The organism is Myxosarcina sp. GI1 (genome assembly GCF_000756305.1).
Taxonomy (GTDB): Bacteria; Cyanobacteriota; Cyanobacteriia; order Cyanobacteriales; family Xenococcaceae; genus Myxosarcina.
The window spans coordinates 144387-168958 of the sequence record NZ_JRFE01000058.1 but is presented as its reverse complement, the minus strand read 5'-3'; the positions used below and the strand labels follow the sequence as shown (position 1 = coordinate 168958).

22 protein-coding genes are annotated in these 24572 nt (G+C 40.2%); 12 read left to right on the top strand and 10 right to left on the bottom strand.

What is annotated here, in order from left to right; genetic code table 11:
* Positions 1 to 12: 12 nt before the first annotated feature.
* Together KV40_RS29765 and KV40_RS29760 are read right to left on the bottom strand one after the other, a co-directional pair.
* Positions 13 to 1998 (bottom strand): hypothetical protein, encoded by a 1986-nt coding sequence (locus KV40_RS29765; RefSeq protein ID WP_036488923.1) that lies wholly within the window; start codon positions 1996 to 1998, stop codon positions 13 to 15.
* A gap of 33 nt (positions 1999 to 2031) precedes the next feature.
* Positions 2032 to 5472 carry a hypothetical protein gene (locus KV40_RS29760; RefSeq protein WP_036488920.1) on the bottom strand — a complete coding sequence of 1147 codons (3441 nt, stop codon included), beginning with the start codon at positions 5470 to 5472 and terminating at the stop codon, positions 2032 to 2034.
* On the opposite strand from KV40_RS29760, the gene KV40_RS29755 reads away from it, so the two are divergent.
* Together KV40_RS29755 and KV40_RS29750 are read left to right on the top strand one after the other, a co-directional pair.
* Complete coding sequence (locus KV40_RS29755; RefSeq protein WP_036488917.1) at positions 5471 to 5917, top strand: hypothetical protein; 447 nt, start codon at positions 5471 to 5473, stop codon at positions 5915 to 5917. The genes KV40_RS29760 and KV40_RS29755 overlap by 2 nt on opposite strands.
* A 66-nt stretch (positions 5918 to 5983) precedes the next feature.
* Positions 5984 to 6223, top strand: coding sequence for a hypothetical protein (locus tag KV40_RS29750; RefSeq protein ID WP_036488915.1), 240 nt, complete (start codon positions 5984 to 5986; stop codon positions 6221 to 6223).
* Positions 6224 to 6231: 8 nt separating this feature from the next.
* Here the strand turns inward: KV40_RS29750 and KV40_RS29745 are convergent, their stop codons facing one another.
* From KV40_RS29745 to KV40_RS29715, 7 genes are all read right to left on the bottom strand, one after another.
* Positions 6232 to 6822 (bottom strand): helix-turn-helix domain-containing protein, encoded by a 591-nt coding sequence (locus tag KV40_RS29745; RefSeq protein ID WP_253274425.1) that lies wholly within the window; start codon positions 6820 to 6822, stop codon positions 6232 to 6234.
* Between the two features lie 28 nt (positions 6823 to 6850).
* Positions 6851 to 10123, bottom strand: a complete 3273-nt coding sequence (locus KV40_RS29740; protein WP_036488912.1) for a type I restriction endonuclease subunit R — start codon at positions 10121 to 10123, stop codon at positions 6851 to 6853.
* A 77-nt stretch (positions 10124 to 10200) separates the two neighbouring features.
* Positions 10201 to 10578, bottom strand: coding sequence for a type II toxin-antitoxin system VapC family toxin (locus KV40_RS29735; RefSeq protein ID WP_036488909.1), 378 nt, complete (start codon positions 10576 to 10578; stop codon positions 10201 to 10203).
* Positions 10568 to 10792, bottom strand: a complete 225-nt coding sequence (locus KV40_RS29730; RefSeq protein WP_036488907.1) for a hypothetical protein — start codon at positions 10790 to 10792, stop codon at positions 10568 to 10570. The genes KV40_RS29735 and KV40_RS29730 overlap by 11 nt, the downstream gene beginning before the upstream one ends.
* Before the next feature lie 113 nt (positions 10793 to 10905).
* Positions 10906 to 12015 (bottom strand): restriction endonuclease subunit S, encoded by a 1110-nt coding sequence (locus KV40_RS29725; protein WP_036488904.1) that lies wholly within the window; start codon positions 12013 to 12015, stop codon positions 10906 to 10908.
* Complete coding sequence (locus tag KV40_RS29720; RefSeq protein WP_036488901.1) at positions 12008 to 14080, bottom strand: class I SAM-dependent DNA methyltransferase; 2073 nt, start codon at positions 14078 to 14080, stop codon at positions 12008 to 12010. Before KV40_RS29720 ends, KV40_RS29725 begins: the two co-directional genes overlap by 8 nt.
* A gap of 260 nt (positions 14081 to 14340) precedes the next feature.
* Positions 14341 to 14637: an HNH endonuclease gene (locus KV40_RS29715; RefSeq protein WP_036488898.1), complete on the bottom strand. Its 297-nt coding sequence runs from the start codon at positions 14635 to 14637 to the stop codon at positions 14341 to 14343.
* Between KV40_RS29715 and KV40_RS35435 the strand changes: the two genes are divergently transcribed.
* The 10 genes from KV40_RS35435 (at position 14621) to KV40_RS29675 (ending at position 23871) form a co-directional block, all read left to right on the top strand.
* Positions 14621 to 14842, top strand: coding sequence for a hypothetical protein (locus KV40_RS35435; RefSeq protein ID WP_156114245.1), 222 nt, complete (start codon positions 14621 to 14623; stop codon positions 14840 to 14842). The two genes, KV40_RS29715 and KV40_RS35435, sit on opposite strands and share 17 nt — an antisense overlap.
* A 54-nt stretch (positions 14843 to 14896) precedes the next feature.
* Positions 14897 to 15733, top strand: a complete 837-nt coding sequence (locus tag KV40_RS32795; protein ID WP_156114244.1) for a hypothetical protein — start codon at positions 14897 to 14899, stop codon at positions 15731 to 15733.
* A gap of 46 nt (positions 15734 to 15779) precedes the next feature.
* Positions 15780 to 16073: a hypothetical protein gene (locus KV40_RS29705; protein WP_156114243.1), complete on the top strand. Its 294-nt coding sequence runs from the start codon at positions 15780 to 15782 to the stop codon at positions 16071 to 16073.
* Between the two features lie 87 nt (positions 16074 to 16160).
* Positions 16161 to 16607 carry a hypothetical protein gene (locus KV40_RS29700; RefSeq protein ID WP_036488893.1) on the top strand — a complete coding sequence of 149 codons (447 nt, stop codon included), beginning with the start codon at positions 16161 to 16163 and terminating at the stop codon, positions 16605 to 16607.
* A gap of 88 nt (positions 16608 to 16695) precedes the next feature.
* The gene (locus KV40_RS36475) at positions 16696 to 17745 is read left to right on the top strand and encodes a DEAD/DEAH box helicase family protein (RefSeq protein ID WP_052056087.1); all 1050 of its coding nucleotides are present in this window, start codon (positions 16696 to 16698) and stop codon (positions 17743 to 17745) included.
* 42 nt (positions 17746 to 17787) lie between these two features.
* Positions 17788 to 19593 carry a C-terminal helicase domain-containing protein gene (locus tag KV40_RS36470; RefSeq protein ID WP_052056086.1) on the top strand — a complete coding sequence of 602 codons (1806 nt, stop codon included), beginning with the start codon at positions 17788 to 17790 and terminating at the stop codon, positions 19591 to 19593.
* A 97-nt stretch (positions 19594 to 19690) separates the two neighbouring features.
* Positions 19691 to 20362, top strand: coding sequence for a uracil-DNA glycosylase (locus KV40_RS29690; RefSeq protein WP_036488890.1), 672 nt, complete (start codon positions 19691 to 19693; stop codon positions 20360 to 20362).
* Between the two features lie 21 nt (positions 20363 to 20383).
* Positions 20384 to 21583 (top strand): hypothetical protein, encoded by a 1200-nt coding sequence (locus KV40_RS29685; RefSeq protein ID WP_036488887.1) that lies wholly within the window; start codon positions 20384 to 20386, stop codon positions 21581 to 21583.
* 80 nt (positions 21584 to 21663) lie between these two features.
* The gene (locus KV40_RS32780) at positions 21664 to 22911 is read left to right on the top strand and encodes an AAA family ATPase (protein ID WP_052056085.1); all 1248 of its coding nucleotides are present in this window, start codon (positions 21664 to 21666) and stop codon (positions 22909 to 22911) included.
* Between the two features lie 66 nt (positions 22912 to 22977).
* Entirely contained in the window at positions 22978 to 23871 is an 894-nt protein-coding gene (locus tag KV40_RS29675) for a hypothetical protein (protein ID WP_036488884.1), read from the top strand.
* Here the strand turns inward: KV40_RS29675 and KV40_RS29670 are convergent.
* On the bottom strand, positions 23868 to 24515 hold the full coding sequence (locus KV40_RS29670; RefSeq protein ID WP_036488881.1) for a LuxR C-terminal-related transcriptional regulator: 648 nt from the start codon (positions 24513 to 24515) through the stop codon (positions 23868 to 23870). The genes KV40_RS29675 and KV40_RS29670 overlap by 4 nt on opposite strands.
* Positions 24516 to 24572 lie beyond the last annotated feature (57 nt).

Genomic DNA, 24572 nt, shown 5'->3' with positions numbered 1-24572 from the left:
AACTGGTTTTATTTACAGAAACAGAGAAGGTTCTTCTTTATTTGATTTTTCTGGCTCTGGTAATTGTTCTGGATGGTTTGTAACGTTGGATAGAACCGCTTCTTCTGCTTCTACAAAACGTTCTAAGATGTCCAGTTTGGCAGAATCATTTATCTCACTCGATACTTTCCAGCCCTCGCTATCTGCCTGAGCTTCAAACACTGAAAAAGCCACGCCATTGCCTATCTCAGAAACTGATAGCCGTTGTCTGTCTTCTGACAAATTAATTTGCAGCTTATGGACTTTTAGGCGATGGTTGAGTTGGTCTAGATCTCCTTCGTAACTGGAGATTAGATCGACCATTTCTCTATCTATGTCATAATCTGGTGCTGAATCGACCGTTGTTTCTGGTACTTCGACTTCTTCGGCAGCTTCAGTTTCGGTTCTCGCCTCGGCAATAATGTCTGTCTCTATTTCAGTCCTAACAGGTACTTCTGCCATATAATCGTTGGCTACCACTTCTACTTCAGTCTTAGCCTCGGTTTCTATAACCATATCTTCTGGACTAGGCTGAGGTGTTAGGGTAGATGATAGGTCTGTTTGTTCGGGAGAATTAGATTCGAGGGATGCTTGAATTGTTTCGAGATTTTTTTCGATCTTAATTAATTCTTCCAACATCTTGTCGAGGGTTTTTTCGATCGCATCGAGCTTTTCATCGAGGGATGCGTTAGATTTTAGAAGTTTATCGATCGCCGTATCTGCGGGTTCTGATTTGGATGGTGCTGGTGTGGTAGGACTAATAGAAGCAGGAACAGTATTTTTAAACTTGGTTTCGGGCTTGGGAACTGATGTATTAAAAACATCTGTATTAGCTAAGGGTAGTTTAGGCTCTGAAGCTATAAAATCATCTCCTACTCGATCCATTTTGAGATCGATCGCCATTTTTTTTTCTTCAATCAGCTTCATCTGTCGAGCAATACTTTTTAACCGAGCTTCCTGAATTCCTGCGGGAATACCGTTGATGAAGCTGCCAATGATATTTAAAGTATCGCCATAAAGCTGTATGGGATTGACTTCTCCTTTAGCCATATCTTTGAGAGCCTTGCCAATATTTTGATTGAGGTTGCCCGCAGTTTGTAAGTTTGGATTGTTAGCTTTTATTGCCTTCGCTATTAGAGGGTTGTGGATGGGATTGGGCTGAGCGCGAGATTCGCGGAACCTGAGTCCGCTTGAATAATCGCGCTGTTGAGGAACGGGCGATATAGAAGGAGCAGTTACGTTAGCATTGGGAATTCGCTCGGCTATAGGTGCATTACTACTATTATTGAGTGCAAAGTTATTCTCTTCGATAAAAGTAGGAGGATTCTGAGTATTTGCCTGAGAAGGTGTAGCCAAGGCAGCAAGACCAGCCACTGCTGAATTGATAGGAGTAGGGTTTTTAGGTTGAGGAGTTTCTGGGGCAATAGTTTGAGCCATCGCCTGAGCTTTAGACATAGTTGGTGCGTGAGAAGTCGGTATTGCTCCAGGCATAGCTTGAGAAGGCACAGTTCTAGTTTGGACTGGTGCAGTACTGGGTACTCCCGAATTTATCGATGGTATGGTTGCAGAAGTTGTAAGTGGGGATTGAACGATACCGAGATTGGTAGCAATACGAGCCGAGACTACATCGGGACGCAGATGAGTTAGCTGTTCTGGACTGGCTTTCGTTCCCTGGGGTAGAGAGTCTTTGATGAGAAAATAACTGGTGCTGGTGCGATCGCCAATGCTGGCGGTGAGTTCGGGAACGGAGTTTTGTTGACCCTTAAGCTGTTGCTCTTTGGCGTTAAAAGTAACGCGGGGATAGTTACTGTCCTGAAGAGAGTAGGTATCAGCTATTCTTTGAGCTGTAGCAATATATATTTCTGGGGCGTACATCCCCCCCTGCTGACACTGCTGCACCGAAGCTTCTAAAATACTTTTGACGTAATTAATTTGGTTCGGGTCTTGAATGCGATTATTTTTTCTTTTGCTGTAAACCATGATGTTGTTAATTGTTTGAGGTTGTTAAATTATTTAAATCTCTAGCTGATTGCGATCTGGTTGGGGATCGTCAGGGCGATCGCTTTGAATCTGCCTTTGCTGTTTTGGCAAGCTTTTGCGGTATTCTCGGCGTTTATTAAGAATTGAACTTATGCGATCTTGGTTGCTCCTTTGAGTGGTTGCTACTTCTCGGCGACGAGCTTTACTGCGTAACTTTTTCGGACTTTTTGGTAGTTCTTTATGGGGAACGATAATCGAACCAGGCTCGATCGAGAGTTCTACAGTTTTACCATCGGAGGTTGCCTGAGCTTTGAAGTTAGCCGAGACAGGAAGTTTATTAGAATCTTGGGCGAACATTCCCAAAGAATAGTAGTTGCCGTCTCCAGGGTTCTGCATATAAACCATCGGATCTCCATGACGGTCTGAGTTGGGGTCGTTAAAGGTCGAAACGAAAAAGTTAAGTTGGCGACCCTGGTAATAGGCAGAGTTAAAGTCGTGTTGGGCGTAGGCATTTTTATCCTTACCCAGTAATTGAACCTGGCTTATCTCCCGTCCCAAAGCCTGAGAGACTCTTTCTGGCAGTACGGAAAAGACTAGAGAAGCTTTACGGCTTGTCTGACCCATCAACCAGTTCATGTGTCTGGGGGCAACGATACTTAATGGGTTGTATTTCTTAGTGCCTGAAGTGAAGGTGAACAGTTTGTTGTACAGCTGGCGATCGCTATTAAATAGACTCTGTCTAGCTTGTTTGAGATCGATAAGATCGTGGTGGCGAGCAGTCTGGGGATCGTGAAAAGGCTCGAATAACTGCTTGACATGGGGAGCTATATTTTTAATGGCAAACACTACACAAGGTTTACTGGGATGAACCGTAGCCTCGAAGTCTTGACTTTGAGCATCCAACATTTCCTTGATGTAGACGGCACAGTCTTTTCTGCCCTGGCTGGCAAAGAGACTAGATTCAAAGGGAGCTTCGACGATATAGGCAGGCTGGTCTTTAATTAGATCGCGTCTGTATTGGTGTTTTTCCTTTTGATAGGTGTAGATACTCGGATCGAAGTGACGACAAATATTGATACACTTACGACGGCAAGAAGTTTCCGAACTATTGTTGTGTTGTTTTTGCCAGAGAGTAGCAGCCAGTTCATCTTTGGCTACACTACTTAGTTGAGCCGTCATGATTTGTTCTTTGATTTCCGCGTAAGTTCTGGCAAATCTTTCTTTAATCTGTTGAGAATCGCTAACTTTCTCTCGAACGATAAGTTTTACGTTGTCGTTGTATTGCTGGAGAATGTTTGATGACAATCGAGCGATCGCAGCTTTGGCAGTGTCATCTAAATTACTATCCTGATTTTGTAACAGGTGCTTGTATTGACTGACGGGCATCTCTTTTAGCTCGCAGCTTTCCCAAATCTGGTTGATGTGACGGGGTAAGATATCTACCACCGAACCATTTTCGGGTACTGGCATCGGGGCAGAGCTAAATACCCGATCGTCCTGTTTGAAATCGAAAAAAGGTAGAGCAAAAGCCTGACTGTTAAGTCGTCTATTTAAGTCTGGATAGTAATCTGTGTAGCGAGACGATGATTTGGGACTGTCTACCTCTACTTGCAACGAATCGAATAGAACATCCATCAATTCTCGCTTGAATTTTACAAAATACTGCTGGTCTTGAATGTCAGCGTCGGGATTAGGCTGAGAACAATTAACTCTACCGATGGCGTTGGCTATGCGACCGATAGAATTTAACCTGACAGCTAGTGCCATGTGTTTGAGATCGGACTGAGGGTAGGCTTTTTTCTGCTTCTTAACTACAGGATTAAAGTCTCGGTTGATGTCGTTACCTTCCGCATCTAACTGCACTCGTGCGGTGCGTGTCTCGGCAGCAATGGTAGGAAGCAGATCGCAGGGAGTACAAACTAACTGGTCGCCATCAAAGTCGCACTGGTGATATCTCATGGCATCGTCGGGATTGATAAAAACGCATCCTCTAGTATCGATTAGTTCGGAGATTTGCTCGTTGTCTACAACGTAACGACGGATATTATCTTTGTTAATAATAGGGTAGCGGGTGACGATGACTTCAGTGCCACTGATTAAATGCGTGGCAATTACCGTACCTGGTTTAATGTCGGCTGGTTGAGCCATCGCCGATTCTAAGGTGTTAGCTCCTTTGGTTGCCAGTTCCAACCAGCGTTTGCGTAACTGGTCGCGACAAAACGAAACTATTTTGGGATGGTTGGCTAATTCTCCTCTGGTATCGGCACGCAGAACTTCAATCAGACCGAACTCGTTTTTGTCTTCAACCTCTTCTTCTTCCAAGTTTTTTAGCTTTTGTTTTTGGTCGTGGTTTTTAACTAGGTATTGAGCTAAAAGCTGATAATCATTTTGGATTGACTTTAAATATTCAGCCTCGGCTACGGTAGCGGGAACGATATCCTGCTCGATCGCCTGGGGAGAATACCACTGAGTTAGCTGCCAAGAATTGCGATAATCTTGAAGCTCGGCATTGGAGTTATTTCCCAACACTACTTCTGGCATTTGATATACTCCACAGGCAAGGCGATCGCGACCCCAATCATAGGCGTGTGCCAGAACGTCTAAAGCTTGTTTGCTCGGCTGCTGAAGGATGTAGCTGCGATCGCTGGGATCGATTTGATACTGGACTCCTTGGTTTTGTATGATAGTCGGCAAATATTCGAGATCGGCAAGCTGCTGCTGGTTGAGATTGGGCTTTGGGGTCAACCGCCACTGGTTATTTATCTGAGCGACCTTCATCGGTCCCGTATTGTTAGCCCAACCTTTAATCGAACTGCGATCGAGAACTAAATCGTAGCCTCGATTTTCGGTGCGTCTACTGTCTATAGCTACCGTCCCTTTAGCGATAAAGGCTGGTAGAGGGCTATTGGGGCTAGAATTTGCCAGACGAAATTGAAAAGGAGTATTCTCTTTTCCTCCCAAGATCTTTGCCAGGCAAGGCGAAATCTTACCGTGACAATCCCCCACCCGCAGATCTTTGGCTACCTTGCGTTCCATCTCATTCTCATGCTCGAAATCGACAATCTTAACGGTAATAGGTCGATCTAAATTAGCAATACCTTCGGTACAGCTCGATACCAGTAAAGAACCGTATCTACAGCAGTGGTCGGGCTGAGAGGCGAAGAAGCGATCGCGTACCTGAGCTGCTACTTCGGGTTCGCTCATGTATACCGTACCACCAGAGGCTAAGAGGACTTCGGTACAGTTGCCTAAGTTGAGGCGATCTAGCTGAGAGAAATAAGCCTGGAGATTGTAGTCGCGATCGCCTGTAGCCCGTAGCAGGTCATCATCGACCTTGACGGCAACGATTTTATCTTGGGCATCGGGAACTAACTGAGATAAAACACAATTTCCTAAATCTTGATGTCCGTCAAAATTTTGATGAGCGATATTATAAACCCTGACTTTCAAGCCAGGATCTGGGGTTTTGCTCATGGTTTTCTCTTATAATCTTGAAAGTTACATCCGCAGTTTAGGTTGGGTAAATTCTATTAGCCCTAAATTACTTAACAAACTGGGTCGTACTAAAGTCCCATACACAACTAAAAACTTATTTGCCATGAGCGTTGGATGCAGTAATATTCGAGTCAAAGTTCCCAAAGGTTTCAATTACGACGCGGTAGAACGGGCATTAGAACAAGAGCAGCCAGTATCTCTAGCAGATGAGGCTTGTTATGTCGCCCTGCAACTGTGCATTCAGGATTATCGCCAAATGTTTGAGGCTAATTTTATTTATGGTCGGGATGGTGCTTACACCATTGATTATGAATACCAAACCTTTCCCTTTTACTATGTGCTACATCCGCCTACTCCCGTAGATTGGGAGCGTGATTCGGTGGAGACGATGATTGATAAATCTACCTTTTGGGATCGGCTGTGACTTGTCTTGAGAACATCTAAATGGGAGCAATTAAAATTAAAGAATAAATTATCTCACTTTCAACTAATGGTTAGTAAAAAAGTCTTAAAAGAAATTGCTGCCAATGTGCAAATATTTTCTGACGTAGAACAAAAAGAAAGGTTTCTCTTTGTAGTCGGAGCTTTGGTTTCCAGGCTTATCAGCTTGAATAAAGCAGCAGAGATTATAGAACTTGAGGTCGAAGCTCTCCTACAAATTCTTGAGTCTATGGATATCGAATTTTCTTACCTCGGTAGCAAAGATATAGCCACAGAGAGAAACTGGTGAAGTAATATTTACAAATCCTCATTAATATCGCCAATATCTGCTTCAAAATCTTCTAAGTTTGCTAGAACTTCTAATAACGATTTTTTCTTGCAAGGTTCAATATTTAACTTTTCCTCTTCTTGTTGTAATTGATGGTCTTGGCTGACCTTAATTCCAGCTTCTCGATGTGCGTCAGTATGAGGACGAATAACAATCTCAATATCTTGACCCAGTAAATTCAGAAATTTAAAAAGGCGATCGCTAGAAAATCCATCTAGATTACCTTTAGTGAGTGCCGATACTTTAGGTTGATTGATGCCCAATATCTCTGCTGCTTCAGCTTGAGTTAAATTTCGCTCTTGAATAACTGTACAAATTTGATTGGCTAACTCCGCTTTGGCTTTGTAGAGGGATGGTTCGGGAATGTTTAAGTCAGCAAAAACATTGCCACTACTTTCCTCTCTGTGATTAACTTCTGCCATAATGCTGCCTCTTGCTAATTTGATAACTGTTGATAATCGTCTTTTGCCTGTTGCAGTCTTCTCTTGCTTAAGTCTAGATCCTGCTTGGTGGTAGAGATTCATTTTTTTGACTTTTTTGTGTGTGTTTGAAGATGTCATACGGATACAAACTCAGCTATCCAAACTTTTAAGCTGTCCATTTACGACCTTGTTGAGAAAAATCAAAGACGAGATTGTAAATACGATCGCGAGTATCTTGAAATAGTTTTTTATCGTAACTATTGGGTAAGGTTCGATCTAATACTTCCTCGACTACATTTTCTACTGCTTTTTGAGTCTGGCTATCTTTCCACCAATCTTGGACTAGCACTTTAGGATGTTCTTCTTTTAGTCTGGATAATAGGGATTTAGCAGCGAGTTTTACTTTTTGTTCTTCTGCTTGAGTTAACCTGGATTTTTTCAGCAGATCGAATAGCTCAAGTTCGTCTTCGGTAAGACCTTCGCGAATATGTCGCTCGCTTTCTGCTTTCATTGCTTCAGCAAATTCGATCAAGTCTTCAAAGTAATTCTCTGTAGATGAAGCACCCGCATTATATCGATCGACTATTTGTTGTAGTTTTTGAGCAAAGTTAGTCCTCTGGACATTTTGAGCGAGCATTTGCTGAAGCTTTCGTTCGATAAATGCTTTGAGGTCGGCAATTTCAATATTTTTATATGTTGCTTTACCAAAGTCTTGGCGCAAGCGATCGAAGTCAATTTTACTCAAATCCCAAGTTTTACCAGTTTGAATAATTTGGTATTCTAAACTGCGATCGCGCTTATGTTCGGCATTATTTACTATTAGGCTTTCATCTAATAATTCAGCTACCTTTTGGCTGGCTTCTGCTAGACCTATTTGTTCGACAATGCTATCGATGACACCTCTTAAATATTGAATAACGAGGATTTTTTTGCGAAGTGGTTGTCTCAATATTTCGGGTTTACAGGCTTCGTATAAAGACGAAATTGTATTGTGATAAACGTTAAATGCTTTGCGCCAGTCGTCTTTTTTTAAAAGCGCGTTGGCATATTCGTTAAACTTACCAATGTTCTTAAATACTTTATCCTCCGATACAATTGCGTCTAAATCTACATCATGTTCGAGACAAAATTTAGTAGCTTCGCTTAAAGCATTATCTAATAAGCCGAATAATTCTGTTTTTTGCTGTACTGGAGAATTAGTAGATTCATCATCACCTTGAGCATAATCCTTGAGAGCTTTTTTCATATTACGGAAGACGTTGTAGTAATCTACAATTTCTCCATTTTGTTTGGTCACTCCAGCAATTTGATAGTCAGACACGCGATTGGCGCGGGCGATAGTCTGCATTAGAGTATGACCCTTCATGGGTTTATCTAAATACAAAGTAGAAACTGTTGGCGCATCGAAACCCGTCAGCCACATCGCGCAGACAAAAACTAGCTGTAGACGATGTTTTGGGTTTTTGAAATTGTATTCGAGATCGTGTCCGTGTTCGTCTAAAGCTTCTAATCTTTTGGCGTGGGGTTCGAGATTTAATCCTTGCTCTTGAAATCGGTCGATATCCGCTCTGGCATTGCTGATTACTACTGCCATATCGACATTTTTCATATAGTCGAGAATCTTCTTAAATCTTTGTTGTTCTACTTCATTAGAAGATTTTTTGATTAACCCCCTAAGTCTTTTTCTCTCTTGTTTCCAATGATGTTGGACTTTATCGTAGAGTTTGACCGCAGTGAATTTATCAACAGCAATGACAATACCTTTACCCAAATATCCGCGACGAGGGAAATGATAGACAATATCTTTGGCAATGGTTTCTAAGCGGTCATCATTTTTAATAACTGATATCTCACGAGCATATTTTCTTTCTAACTTTGCCTGCTGTGCTTCGTCGAGATTCTCATCTTCAATGAGTTCGTAAAATTCTTCATTAAGATCTTCATTTTGAATCAGAATTTCGGGGACGCGCTTTTCATAAAATAAAGGTACGGTAGCCCCATCATCCATTGCCTGCTGGAAGTTGTATTCTGAGACATAATCTCCAAACCATTTATTAGTTTTTTTGTCTTTGCCCAACAATGGCGTTCCCGTAAAAGCAATAAAATAAGCACCTTTTAGACCCTTCCTCATGTTTTCAGCTAGGGTTTCGTATTGGGTGCGGTGGGCTTCATCCACAATTACAATCACTTCGCGATGAGGCTTCCCCGACGATGGCGCGCGATCGCTATCTGGTATTAGATGAGGATATTCTTTACCTTTGTCATAGCCAAATTTTTGAATTAGGGTAAAAATAATTCGTTTGTTTTGTCCGAGAAACTGGCGTAGCTGTTGGCTATTTTTGGGCTGGGCTGCTTCTTTGGCTTTAACCGTTCCCGTATTAAGGAAATTTCTATAGATTTGCCCGTCAAGATCGTCTCTATCTGTGACTACAACAAAAGTGAAATTTCCTGTCAGTTTGCGAAAAATCTTCCTGGCATAGAAAATCATCGAAAAGCTTTTACCAGAACCTTGAGTGTGCCAAAAAACTCCTAATTTACCCTGGTGTTTATCTCGCTCTTGGAAGCGTTTGTAAGCATTATTAACCCCGATGAACTGATGATTTTGGGCGATGATTTTATTGTTTTCTTGATGATAGAGAATAAAGTTTTCGATATAATCTAATAGTTTTGCTGGCTGGCAAACCCCCGCAATAGCATATTCTAAACTGGTTTGCTCGGCTTCTATTTTTTGGCGGTTTACCTTCTCTTTCTCGCTATCAATTCTCAGCCAATTGAAAAAATAAGACCAACCTGCGGTAAAGCTACCGACTTTAGTTTCGATCGCATTGGAAAGAATACAAAAGGCATTACAGTGAAATAACTGAGGAATATCGTTTTTATAATTGGCGAGATTGTCATCAAAAGCCGTCTTAAGTTTGACGTTGGAATTTTTTAATTCGATGAATACTAGAGGTAAACCATTAACGTACAGAATTACATCAGGGCGACGATAGCCAGCTTTTGCTGCTTGTCCTGTAGATTGAATCCAAAGCTGAGATACGGCTAAATATTTATTCACTTGGGGACGATCGAAATCTATTAAACGAATTGTTTCCTGTTGTTTGATTCCTCGTTCGTCTTCAAACTCTATATCTACCCCATCCCGAATTAATTTATCTAATTCTCGGTTAGCTGTGATCGCCGACATTGCCGTTCTACGATTGGCAATCCGTTCAACAACTTTGTCTATTTCCGTTCTGGGAATGTCTGGATTTAATTTAATACAGGCTGCGGTTAACCTATCTCGGAAAATAACATCTTTTTTAGATTGACGGTTAGAGCGATCGTTTAAATCATCGGCTTTTTCGGTGTAGCAATTTAATAATTCAAACTTAAATTTAGTTTCTAACTGTTCTAATAGTGCTTGTTCGATATCATCTTCAGAAATGAAGTTAGGCATAACCGTTAATTGTAGTTTTTTCCCAATTATGCCCGATTAGCCTATTTTACGACCTCGTTTATATCCCTGAAATTTGTTTACCAATCGACGACGGTTAATTCGGCAACTCTGTTAAGTTGAACATCGCGAGTCACCAATTTTGCCGAATGCTGTATTGCCACAGCAGCGATAATCGCATCTGGTAGCTTCAAACGATACTGTTGGCGAATAAAAATAATTTGCTCTATAAGAAAGCTATTCTGACTTGAGAGATCGATTACTTCCACCCGTCGTACAAACTGCTGAAAAAGCTGTTTATCTGCTTCCGTCAAGCCAGTAAAGACGAGGAATTCTAGCTGACTAATTACAGAAATTCCGATCCATTCTGCATTTTGCAGTAATTTAATTAAGCTGGGATCTTTTTGCAGTAAAGCGACAATAGCATTGGTATCTAGCAGATAACGATTACCACTCATCTCTTAATTGTCTTTGGGTGGCTACAGCATCGCCTTGCCAACTAAGTGTTCCTTCTAGATCGGAAAAGTCATAAGAATTTTGTCCTTTACTCTCATCCGTAACTGGATTGACGATTACTACTAAATCTACCTTTCCCGCCTCTAAATTAGTGGGCAGATCGAGCTTTAATTGTCCTGTGCGATCGATCTCTGTTGTTAGTTTTAGAACTTCCATTACTCTCTATGTTTAGCGTTTAAGCTTTTTCTCTATGGTAGCAATGACTGCTGGAGCAGTTCTACATTTCCTTTGGACAATGGCGAACCACCATAGGCGATTGGCTGGCAGAATTACAGCATACTGGGTGGAAATTGAATGTCGAGATCTTCTACTGATAATTTTCCTGAAATTAATCGTCCAAGCAACAAATTCTTTGTCTCATTCAAATTGACAGATGAAGCTTTTAAAAATTCTGTCGATCTAAAAATTGGTGTCAATTTAGCTTGAAATTCTTTTTGAATATCGCGATCGGGAATACGGATTTTAATACAATTTATATGATTTCTATTTAATGTTGGTACTCCTGCGCCAGAATTAAAATTCTCTAAACCCATATTTTTTAAAGTGTAATAAACATAATAAGGTGAATTACCCTTCAGGTCTTTTACATATAAAGTTGTGTTTAATGGCCAACTTTGCTTATTAGTAAATAGAACTGTACCTAAACTTCCAGATCTTCCAGTAGTAATTACAGGAGGCTCGGCTTTGAAAGCATTATGGTAAGCCTTGATTGAAGTAGAAGCAATTACAGGATATTTACCATCTTCTATTTTTGAATTGGGAAGATCGTAACCACGCTTCAAAGTACAAAATTCTCCAAACTTTTTTTCTTTCCAACTTGAAGGAAATCCTTTTTCAAACTTAGCTTGTTGATACCCAGGAAAACGAAAGCGCACAAACCACTCGCGGTAGATTCCCTCTGCCATATTTTCTAATAAACTAATATAGTGTTTGTTATTATCGATTAGGTCATCATAAGCGGAAAGTACAGCAGCAATTTTTTTCTGTATTTCTATTGGTGGAACTTTAATTGATAGTTTATGAAGATGATTTTGATTTAATGTTGGTACTCCTGCACCTGAGTTAAAGTTCTCTAAGTGCATCGTCTGTAAAAAATAGTATACGTACTTCGGATAATTACCTTTAAAATCTTTTACGTACAAAGAAGTGTTAAGAGGCCAGTAATCAAATTGTATGTACTGAACTGTACCTAGAGAACCTGAACGACCAGTTACAACACCAGGAGCTTTGACCTTGAACTCTTTATGCCATGCTTTAATGGATGTACTAGCAACAACTGGATAACTACCTTCTTGAATCAATCGATTGGGAAGATCGAATCCTCGATTTAGCTTTGCAAAGTTATTAAAAATATCTTCTTTGAAAGACTTGTTATTCACCAATAAGCTCCTTTAAATTTTTTGCAATCACTCTTTTAAGCTTTTTTTGCTCTGAATGTAGATTTGAAATTTCATCATTTACCATCAACAAATCACGAATAAATTCTTCCTCAGTCTTACCATCTTCTTCAATCACCACTCCCACATAACGCCCAGGATTTAAAGAGTAATCCTGCTCTTTTACCTCTTCTAAAGTCGCCAACTTACACAATCCCGTTACATCCTCATATTCAGCTTGAGGGAATCGCTCTTGTAACCAATAGATATGTTTATAGAAACTCTCGGATATTTTAACTTCTCGATGTAGTGCTTCTAAAGCTGACTTTAGTTGTTTGGTTTCTTTGTCAGTAGTGCTACGCTTGCCTTCTGCTTTCGCTGCTTCGGCTTTAGTTTTTTCTTGTTTGCGAACAATTTTATCTAGCTGCTTCAATCCTTGGTGTAGTTCGGCAAAGAAAGGATCGAAGGCGGTTCTTAATTCCTGCTGGGCTTTATTTTTGCCTGTAATGTCCGCTAGATTTTTCGCGTGTTTGAGATACTCCTGATAACGGCTTTCTAATTTAGTTAGCATCTTCCATTGACTGACCAAATCTTTAACGGCTGCTTGCCCAGGCTCATCTGCTAATACTTCTAATATTTGCTCGGAAATAGGTTCGATCTGAGTTTGATTTTCCAGCAATAATTCCATTCCGCGATCGAAATAACGATCTATTAAATTGATAAAAGCTTGGCGATTTCCTTTATGCAGCTTGCTAATAATCGCTATATTCTGGATCTGTTCTTCCGTAAACTCTCTTAGCTTACGGGTTATTTGAGTAAAAATATTTCGCGCATCAATAAACAAAATGCGATCGTCTTGTTTGCCTTTATCGAAGAACCACAGTGTTGCTGGCAGCGTTACCGTGTAGAACATATTAGATGACAAAGTGAGCATCCCATAGATGAGATTATTCTCAATCAGAGTTTTTCTGATTTCTGCTTCTGAATGTCGCGCATCCGATGCGGAATTTGCCATGACCAAAGCTGCCCTTCCCTTATCTTTGAGGGATGTGGCAAATAGATTAATCCATAAATAATTGGCATTGGGTACGGTTTCTTTGCCCTTTTCGGATTTCTTAGCTTTGGTTTTTTTACGGGGAATGCCAAAGGTATTAAATCTTTCATCTTGTTCGACTTTGGCAAGGCTGACATCATCCACGTTAAAGGGAGGATTAGCCAAGATATAATCAAACTGACCAAAACTATTAAAAGGATCTTCGTAATAAGTATTAGCCTGTCGAACATCACCACGTAATCCATTTACGGCAATGTTCATCTTTGCCAATTTGACAGTATCCAAAGTTTTTTCCTGACCGTAAACAAATAAATCTCCGTTGGATTTCTCATTGTTAAGAGAAGCCAGACGCTGTTCGATAAAATTTGCCGACTGGACAAACATACCCCCCGAACCACAAGCAGGATCGAATACAGTTCCACGATGAGGTTCGATAATTTCTACCATCAACTTAACTACGGAAGTGGGAGTGAAAAATTCTCCTCCTCCCTGTCCTTCTGCTAAAGCAAATTTCTCTAGGAAATATTGATAGATTTGACCCAACATATCCCCCTTGGCATCGCGAGGAATATCGGAAAATGTTTTGAGTAGTTGAGCGGGAATAGTTTTATCGGTACGGGTTAAAGGAAAATATTCATCTTTGGGCAAAATCCCCTCTAACTCTGGTTTATATTGTTCGATCGCCTCCATCGCCTCTTTGATTTTTTTGGCGATGTTTTCTGAACCAGGCAAATTGAGCAAATAATCGTAACGAGCATTATCTGGAAGATAGTAACCACATTTAGAGAGGGCAACTTCTACGATTGACTTTTCTCGACGACCACCCTTTAATTTTTGATATTCAGACTCTATTTCTTGTTCGTAGCGACGATAATTATTATCAGCAAACTTGAGGAAAATTAAGCCTAATACGGGAGTAGCATATTCACTAGATTTGAGATCGCTATTGGCTCGTAAGTTATTGGCAGCAGCCCATAAATCATCTTCTAATTGTTTTAGTTGCTCTCTGTTCATTGCTATCTTTAGACTAGGGGCGTAATAATCGCCATATATCGAATATTACCTTTGCATAGCCTATTTAAGAACATAATCTAATCAAATGGCAGATTTGCAACTTATATATTGGCTTAGAGTTAAAAGATAGTAATCCATTGAACAGCCTTTACTGTGGAGTCTGCTCTATGCGAAGAACTAGAAATAGCTTGACAATTACAGTTATAAGCGATGTCGAGCTTCTGCTAATTTCTGCATACTCTCTATGCAAACTACGATTTTTAGAATAATTTTAACTGTCCAGGACTAACTGGACTATATTTACTTCTATGTAAGTTTAGGTGGCAAGCAGCGCAAACCGCTTGTAGGTTAGAAATCTGATTTTGTGAAGGATCGTGGTTCAAATGATGTACTTGTAATATATCTGCCGTCCATTGTGAACGACCCAGATTACTTGGTTTTTCTCCAGGAGAATAGCATTTTTTCCCGCAGCATTGACATTGCCAATGGGCAGCTTCTTTTACTGATAATGCTATGCTGCTCCAATTTCTGGGGTAGTGATTGGGATTTACTGGCATTCTAATTCTGGCGATCGCTCAACGAAATTATCTTACCGTATTCGGCGATCGCCAGAATACTATTTTTAAGTCAAAACAAACACGAAGAGAAGAATTGGGAGCGAAAATTTGTGTGTCTGCCTCAGAACCTTTTATTTCATTGACTTTCAAATCAATTGATAGAAAAATAAAAGAAGGAGCGATCGCCAACAAGAAAAGATGGTAATTCACTCCCAAACAGGTGCGCCAACACCTATTTTTCTTTTATCCAATTATCAAAATGATATCATCTGAATTGCTTCTCGCTCAACTAGCACAAGTTGACGATTATATTTGCATTGTGGAATTAGCCATGTCTTTAGAGGTTCCTGTCTCTCAGGTTAGACACAGACTCAAAGAATTAGGCGATCGGGTAGAACATAATGATAAAGATGAATGGCGGGTAATTAAAAGTGTTGTTTCAGAACGCATACTATCAGAATCAGAAAAAGCAGAACGAGACAATCTAGAACGTACCGTACAACAGGCTTCTTTTTCTGCGTGGAATGCTTTAAAAATATTGCGAGACAAGAGATTATATCGAGAAACTCACGCTACTTTTGAATCCTACGTTCGCGATCGCTTTGGTTTTACCAGGCGATCTGCTGATTATTTTATTTCTGCTGCTAAAATAGTTGAAAATCTTAAAGCAGAGAATTCTTTTCCGTTTCCACAGAACAAAAAGTCGGAGTTAAAACGAGAACAATTTGTTCTCAAAACTAATGTACTACCCACCAAAGAATCACAATGTCGTTCTCTAGCTAAACTGTCGCCAGAAGAACAGCGTCAGGCTTGGGGAAGAGCAGTAGAGCTGGCGGGAAATAAAGTTCCTAGCTCTAGATTAGTCAAAGAAGCTGTTCGACAAATAAAGTCGGTGGATGATTCATCAAAAACAAGCCAAACAAGTCAACCCAGTTTTCGTGAAGTTAACTATACTGCGGGAATAGGAGTCGAATATACGGTGAGATTTGATGAAGAAACCTATTATCGCTTGCAGGCTTATCAAGATAAAATAGGTTCGGCAACTAAAAGTGGAGCAGTAGCGAGGTTATTAGATGCGATCGCAGAGCAAAAGTAAGCAAAAATTAACTTTAAATCTATTGCATCTGCTTTATGTAAACAAGTTGAAATACAGTCCTGATTGGGAATCTTGGGTTAGCTATTTAATTGGTAGCGAGAATCAATGGGAGATAATAGATTATCCTCAGTTACTAAATGTTGCTGCCTTGATTACTTCGGGATTAACTCAGGAAAGAGCTAGCATTGACGAAACCAAAATATTGCTTCAGCAAATAGAGCGTTGGGTTACTCAATCAAACGGGAAGTTGATTGAAGTCCAGGAATCAAAGCATCGCACTAAATGGTATCCTGCTTGTTTAATAGATGTCGTAATAGATGAAGATAGAAAAACAGCTTGAAGTAAGCTTGCCGTAACAACTCAAGCTATCTGTTGTTTGAAAAGTCGCCATTAGAACTTATTATTTGAAAGTAAAGGCGATTTACAAATGAGTAGCGATCGGCAAGAAGAAACTGAGTACGAGCTATTAGAAGCAATATATCTTCTTTTTCTCTACCTACACGGTGGCGAAAATTATTCTAAGTATTTGGCAAAGCCATTTCCACCTCGTGGAAGTAAAAGGAACTGGCAGAACAAAGATACTTTTACCAATCTGGAGAGCTGGATAGGCTTACAATACAATATTCTCGACGATTTAGAATCCAAAGGTTTGGTCGAACAGCCTCAAAAGGGTTCGAGTAGAAAAGGTCGTACATATGCATTGCTGAATAAAAAAGGGATGGCTGCTGCCAGAAGCATTTTAAAGAAACTGAATATTAACGGTGCAGAAGAAGCTTTAAAAGAAAGACAACACCACGAGGAATATATCAAGCATAAGAACAAGATTGAACTACAGGCTGAAGAAAGCGATCTTGAAGATGATTTTGAAACATAAAAAATGAAAATTTAAACTATTGAAAAACCTCAATTTATACCATTAACTTCTAGAGGTATTATTGTAATATCCTTATCCTATTTTACAAATGGAAATTCCTCTTTCTCAGCAGGGAGAAGCCTCAGAAATCTTTCTACCTTCTACCTGGTTTGAATCTCGCATTACCCTAGAGCAAATTCGTTACTGTTTTTCCAAAGGGATCAAAGAGATTCGGATTGCGTCGGGGTTTTTTACCCTCAAGGGCTATGGGTTAATTCGTAGCTATATCAAGGATAAACAGGTTTATCTACTGGTAGGAATTGACGAACCTGGAGAAGAGAGAGCTAAGGCTGCATTGGTCAAAGAAATCATGCGCCATTTAGCGATGGGAAGGGATAGGGATAGAAGAGCTAGCGTCATCAATTTAGTTGAAAAAATTGAGTCAGGAACAATTAATATTGTCGATGCTCGTGCTACTTCCCATCACGGCAAGCTCTACATAGTTGATGACCATACTGCCATTAACGCCTCGGCAAATACTACGGGAAGGGGATTTCTCGAACAGATCGAATCAGGCGGACTTTACTCACCAGAAGTTGTAGAACGTTTTGTTGACGAATACGGTACTAGACCAGATGTTGAGCTTATTCCTGCAATTATTCAGGCTTTACAGGAATTGGTTCAGTCTCAGGTAGCGGGATTTATCGTTAAGTTTGACGAATATTTTAATAATGCCTCCGATATTACAGGACTTTTACTCGAAGCCTTAAAACGGTGGCTCGAACAGGCTAGCCCTTGGGATATCTATCTCAAAACCCTTCTCGCATTAGAGCAGATTGAGCCTGTGAGAACTAAATATCCTAAATCTCCTGTCTCTTACCAAAGAGATATGATTGCCCAAGCATTAAGACAAATTAGAAATTATGGCGGGTCAATGCTGGTGGCATCTACGGGACTAGGTAAAACCGTAATGGGAACGCATATTGCTATTCAGCTTGAAGCGGAAGAATTAATTGATCGCGTAATTATCATTGCGCCAAAAGCCGTTCATAAGTCCTGGCATAAAGAAATGCGTTTAGCTAGCCTCAGTGATGTAATATTTCACTACCAAACGTTAGATACAGAAGATGCGACTAAAGATAGTGCATTAGACTTATGATCGGAAATTGTCGAAGAAATTACCAACGATACGGGAAGGTATTTGCTGATTTTAGATGAAAGTCACCAGCTTAGAAAACGTTATCCAGGTAGGTTTTCTAACCGTAAGAAAGACAATAAAGAACGTCTTGCCTTCACTCGCCTTAACGAGCTAGTCAACAACATAGGAAATAAAGGGGAGAAGGTTAAAACTTTACTCCTTAGTGGCTCTCCCTATGCCACAGATGTAGATAATCTCAACACACAGCTACATTTAATGCCCCATACCAAGCAAAGCACTGCTTTATTTCCAGATTACGATGACGAGGGGAAAATTTGGCAGATAGACTACTCAGAAGATTTCATCGAGCTTCCTGTGGTTCATAAACTGACAACGCCCCACGTAGCCAAATACTACAACGAAAGCGATCGCACTGAGGATGCTTATATTACTTTTGGCGATTCAAAAGGGTATTTTCCCGATGTCACCTTATACAATATGTACTCTCCTTTATTGTTTGAGGAGCAGATTAGTGACTTGATTGAGAAAGGTTACTTCGATCTAGATACGAAACACCCAATTTATCGAAGAAATATCTGCACTCAAATAAAGTTATCGTGGGGTAGCTCTCCTCTTGCACTCTTAGAGATGCTCGAAAGAGTCGTAGATACTCCTAATGGTCAAAAGGAATTTGACTTTTCAAAAAAGAAAAAATCCCAATTCATAGTATCTCGCAACGATCGTCGTCAAGCCCTTGAGCCAATTATTCAAAAGTTGACCAAACTAAAGCCAGAAGACGATCCTAAAGTTATCCATCTATTACACATCATCGATCGGTTCTGCCCTGATGAAAAAGTAATTATCTTCTGCGAACGCCTAGCAACTGTATATTATCTAAAACAAATTTTACAAAGCTTACAACCTGAACTTCGTATCTACAGTACGGTAAAAGCTCCCAAAGTAGTCAAAGGCATCAACAGCTACGAGCTTAAAAAAGATAAAGAGATTGAAAAAGCGATCGCACTGTTTGCTCCAGTAGCCAATGATGCCGTGGGTCGAAGTGATGAAACCTATGATATTTTCATCGGTACGGATGCTTATGGTGTTGGAGTTAATATGCAGGATGCTTGTGTCGTAGTTAACTATGACATTGCCTGGACTCCCATCGAGCCTACCCAAAGAGCGGGTCGCATTCTTAGATTTTGGCAAGAGCCAAGGCAGGTTCACGTATATACTCTTGTCCCTACTCTCAGCCAGCAGAACAAGGTTCAATATGAGTTATTAGATAAAACTAAACGTTGGGAGAATCTGGTAGATCGCCATAGCGTATCGCTTCAATTGATCGATTTGCCCGTTCTGACGCAGCAAGCATCCAGAAATCTTGCTTTAGAAGAATGGGCGCAAAGCCGAGAGAATTTACTTGTTGAATCGGGAAATTTATCTTTAGAAGCTGGGGAAGAAGATAAATGGGTATCGAGCTATTATCTACATACGCGTAAACTTCATGCCCATAGAGAATATGTAGAAAATCTCGATAGCGATCTAGTAAGTGCAATGGTTTACGAAGGGAAGAAACCACTGCTTTACTTGCTGGTTGAATATCAAAGCCAATATCATTTTTTACTTTACGATCCTAAAAACAAGAGCGTAAGCACGCCACAACCTGAAGCTCTTTTAAACTTAATTGAATGCTCTCCTGATACAGAGAATGCCATGGTCGATCTTAACGAAATTGAAGCTTTAAGTGATGATTGTCTTAAAGTTTGGTGCGAAAAGTACGATTATATTGTTGATGATGTCATGCGAGAATGTACTTTGTACTTGCAACCAGATGTATCAGCCCAGGAAATACAAGATTTTCTAGCTTAACCAATAATAAACTGACTCAGTTTTTTCATTACTATTATGAATATAGCTCTAGTCTTTAAATAAGCAGCCTAACGGCAGATATTAACCAAATAATTTTATGGTTAATTTTCTGATGGCAAAAAAGCTAAAATCTTTATTGGATAATAGTTTCATTCCGATTGAGTTTAATTCAAACTTAGTTTGTGGTAGCTGGCAGGAGTTAGAGGCTAATACCAACAATTGTCAGGCTTGTGAATTATATAAAGGAAGAACTCAGGTAGTAGCTGGTCGCTATAGCAAAACTAAAAATGCCGACTTGCTCATTATTGGTGAAGCACCAGGACAGGTCGAAGATGAAAAAGGACTAGCTTTTGTCGGCGATTCTGGCAAGTTATTAGATATTATGCTCGATGCGGTAGGCTTAGAGAATTATTACGTCACTAACGCAGTACGATGTCGTCCTCCAGATAACCGCAACCCTGTTAAGTCTGAGTGTCAAAGCTGCTGGAGATTTTTACAAAGTGAAATTGCATTAGTTAAACCCAAAGCTATCCTTTGTTTGGGCAAGGTAGCAGCGAAGACTGTCTTTGGTGGAACTGGTAAATTTGAGAAATTGATGCGAAGCAGACATCAGTTTTTTGAGTATCCAGTTTGGGTGGCTTATCATCCAGCCTATTTGTTGCGACAGCCTCAGTTAAGTTCCCATAGTCCTAAGTGGGAGACTTGGCAGGTTTTGTGTCGGTTAAAGCTTTATTTAAACGGCTTGCGCCTTGAAAGTAGCGATGAATAATATCCGAACAATAAATTAATTATGGTAAGAGCTACTAAAACACCTTCTAAGTCTTCTACTGTTAAGAGTAAAAAGAACGGGTGTACGTTGACTGTAAAACCCAAAGTATTGCTGAGTAATTTAACGTTGCTTAACGCAGCAGTTACGAGTAACCAACAGGGATTAGATCGCTTGAGTATTGAGGTAGGTGATAGTAAAAGTGTTTTCAGCGTTGGTGGAGATATCGGCGTTAGAATCACCCATAAAGCCAACAAAACCTCTAATTTTCCGCCGATTCAGGTTAGTTGTAGGCAGCTCAAAAGTTATGCTGGTGCGCTAGACAGTTCCAATCACAAACTACACCTATCTCCCGAACAAGTAACTATTTCCAATCAGAAACAGACTTACCAACATACTCTGATTACCTACAAGGATGTTATCCCAGAGCATAACGCAGATTTTACTCCCGTGGCTGAAGTTAAAGCTTCGGAATTCAAACAGGCTTTAGATCGGGTTGCTCCTTTTACTGACAGCGATCTTAAAAACATTGTCAGCGGTATCTGTCTTCAACTTAAACCAGTAACGGCTGAGTCGGAAGATTCTGACTCTTTAGAATTGACCGTAACAGGTATCTCAGAACCAGGAATGGGACATATTAAGTTACGGGTAGATTCGGTAGAAACTGATGATATGGCTGCAATAGATAATCTCATCTTAGTTTTGCCAAGAAGAGCAGCGACTTTTATTGCCAATAACGCCGAAGACTTTACTTTGTCTGTTTCAGAAAAGTCAGTGAGATTTAGTTGGGGAAATGTTGAATGTACCGTCCAAACTCTCAAAGGTAAGTTCCCCGATTTGGAAAAGATTAAAGCTACGGTCGCCCGAAACGATACTTCAGTAGAGTTTAATCGCAACGAACTTCAAGCAGCTTTAAAAAGACATCAGGTAGCATCTTCTGAGATTGAATTTAGAATCGATGGTGAAGAATGCACCCTGATTCAATCGACTGAAGCAGGTAGCGGTGCGGAAAATATTTACTGTAGTAATGACGATGCTAAAGAACCCATTAGACTTAGTTTGCCGATCGATTATCTAGTTAAGGTAGTCGCTTCAGTCAGATCGGAAACGATCGCACTTCAGTTGGATTTAGTACCTGAAGAGGGTGAGGACATAGCTTGCAACAATATCTCGATCGAGGATGATGATGCCTTATACTGCCTAACTCAGTTGGTGGCAGAGTGATTGGTAGTCCTGTCGGACGGGTGAAGAGAACAAAAGTACTCGAACTTTAAGTCTGGGTACGGCAAAAAATCTTTGAAGAGATGAATTTACCAATAAAATATCGACCGATTGAATTTGCTCAGGTCGTCGGACAACAAGTAGCCGTGGCGATCGCTCAAGCAAGTCTGGTGCAGACACCATTACAAACTACCTTTCTTCTAGTTGGGGCTTCTGGTTCTGGCAAGACTACTCTAGCTAGAATCATGGCGAGAAGCTTAAACTGTAAGGAAAAAGTAGGAGTCGAACCCTGTAATCGGTGTAGTAGCTGTCTGAGTCACCTTAGCGATCGCCATTTAGCGATTAACGAGATTAACGGTGCGGATAAAAATGGGGTCGATGATGTACGAGGTATTATTGAAAGGTGTCAGATTAATACCCTAGATTCAAAATATCGCGTCTTCATCGTCGATGAGTGCCATCAAATGAGCAAGCCCGCTCAAAATGCGATGCTCAAGCTGTTAGAAGATCCTCCTCAAGACACAGTATTTATTCTCTGTACTACCGAAGAAGATAAATTACTCGAAACTATTCGTTCGCGGGCAAGAATTCTGAGATTTGGGACTGTACCCCGCGATTTAGTTACGGGGTATTTGCTCAACGTTGCTTATCATGAGGGGATTTACTTAAGCGAACAAGAAGCGCAAAGGATTTACGAATACAACAAAGGTTCGATTAGACAGTCACTACAGACTTTAGGAACAGTTTGCGAAGGGGTTTCAGTTGCCGCTCTCTGTCCTCAAATTGCTAGGGATGAACTACAAAGTTTATTTGTCGCTTTTGAAAACCAAGACTATTTAGAGATCGACAAAGTTTTGCAAAGAGTTTGCCAGCAAGGATTTTATTCCAAACAGCTACTAACGGACTTAATAGATCTAGCAATTGAGATTATGGCGATGCCTGAAACCAGCCCCCATTTTGTGACTAATGCCAATCGAATTTTAAAGGTAATAATACCCGCGATCGGTAAGTTAGGTAATAGTTCTAATGTTCAAGCCAACTGTCGCTTGGCTTTGTATCATGCCCTAACAGTGTGGCAACCATCTGATAATAGAGAGATGGAAGTGACTCAGATCGATTCATCAAGTAATGTTTCTACTTTTACTGTATCTCAGCCTTCATCTGATGTATCAGCTAACTCAGTGCAAACTCTACCTCAATTATCTTCGAGTTTACAGGCTAATTCTCCAACTGTTGTAGATCGTCAACCGCTACAGCCTTCTGTACCTACAGCACAACATCAGTTTGCATTTCCTACAGGACACAAACCTTACGCTCCTTCTCAAAAATAGAGTGAGTAGCCAGCCATAAATATTGTTTGGGGCTGGCTGCCGCCAAATATTAAATGTTTTCACCTCATGCTATTTATTTTCACAGGAAACGATCGGGCATTAATCGAACAACAGATAAAACACATACTAGCCAACTACGGATTGGAAAAATATTCGACCCTAGAAGACATCAAACAAGCCTGGATTAAATGCCTTACTCTTAACTTAATGGGCGAAGTTACCGCCACAGTTTTAGAACTATCCGATGGGGAATTAAACAGCCTAAATTTAAGCCAAATTCCTCGACTCCATAAGTCAAAAAATCTGCTTTTTCTAGTTTTAGAAAATCTCGATAGCCGAACTAAATTAGGGCAAGCTCTCAAACCTTATATAGTTAGTGATTCTAAGTTACCTACCAATTGGAACAAGCAGGGCATAGAACGAGGAATAGACTTTTATGCTGGTCAATTTGGATTGAATTTGTCTTTCGAGGTCAAAGAGTATCTGCGCCACGCACTTAACAACAATTTTTCCCTGCTGCGTAACGGTCTGGCGACTATTGCCGTACTGTCTACTAATCCCAACCTGGCTTTAGTTAAAGAAGTAATTCCTTCTGAATATGCCAGTGCGATTGAACTTAAAGAAATGATTTTGCAACGCAGGCGTAGCGAAATTCCAGATTATGTTACTAAACTAACGGCTTTTACTGACGGTCGCGCTATTTTAGCAAGTCTGGGAACTCAGTTTACCTTGTTGATGCAAACTGATATTGGAATTTGCAGTAATCTCAATGATGCCGAGATTGCTATGTTTGCTCAAATCGGCAATGTCAAACGACTGTATTTTCTGCGTCGCGAACTACAGCATATTTCAGTTGAGCAGTTGGTTTGGCTCAATAACCAAATTGAAATTACCAAACACGAATTAACCTACAATGCTTGCAACCTAACGGCTAAACTAATGCTGATGTGCTGTTATTAGACGTTGATAGACTTTAACCGACCGATCTGATACTTAGTAATAATCTCGCGATTAGAATTAACCTGAAACTTATTTCTAATCGATTCCATGTGGGTATTAATAGTTGATTTAGAAATCTGTAACTCTTTCATAATGTCAGTTAGAGATAACCCTTCTGTATAAAACTCAGCAATTTCTCTTTCTTTAGGCGTGAGCTTTTGCTTCGTCGAATCTAGTTCTTTAAACAGTTCTAGTAAAGGTCCGAGTAAAATCATTTGGCTATTGTCAAATAAACCCTGAGAGTAATAAGTTCCACCACTCTTGACTGCTTTAATCGCGATCGATAATTGCTCTTCAACTCGTTGCTGCTCGACAATTCCCTGGCAACCAATTGAATATAGCTGGGTAATTAGTTTGTCTTGGTTGTGGGCTAAATAGATGACCTGGGTTTGATTTTCCAGAATGGATTTAATCAAATCTATTGTCTTTTCAGGCGAAGCCAACTCACTATTAACCAAAACCAGATCGATTCCTTTTAAAAGCTTTGAGAAGTCTCTTTCAAGATGCTGGGAGGAAATATTTTTCAATTCGTAGTCGGGGATATATTTCTGTAATCCCAGACCATAAAAAATATTGTTACCGATTAAAGCAATAGTCTTGGACATTGGCTGAATTTAGATTGAGAAGAGTATTCACTATTTTAATCGGCAAAACTGAGATTT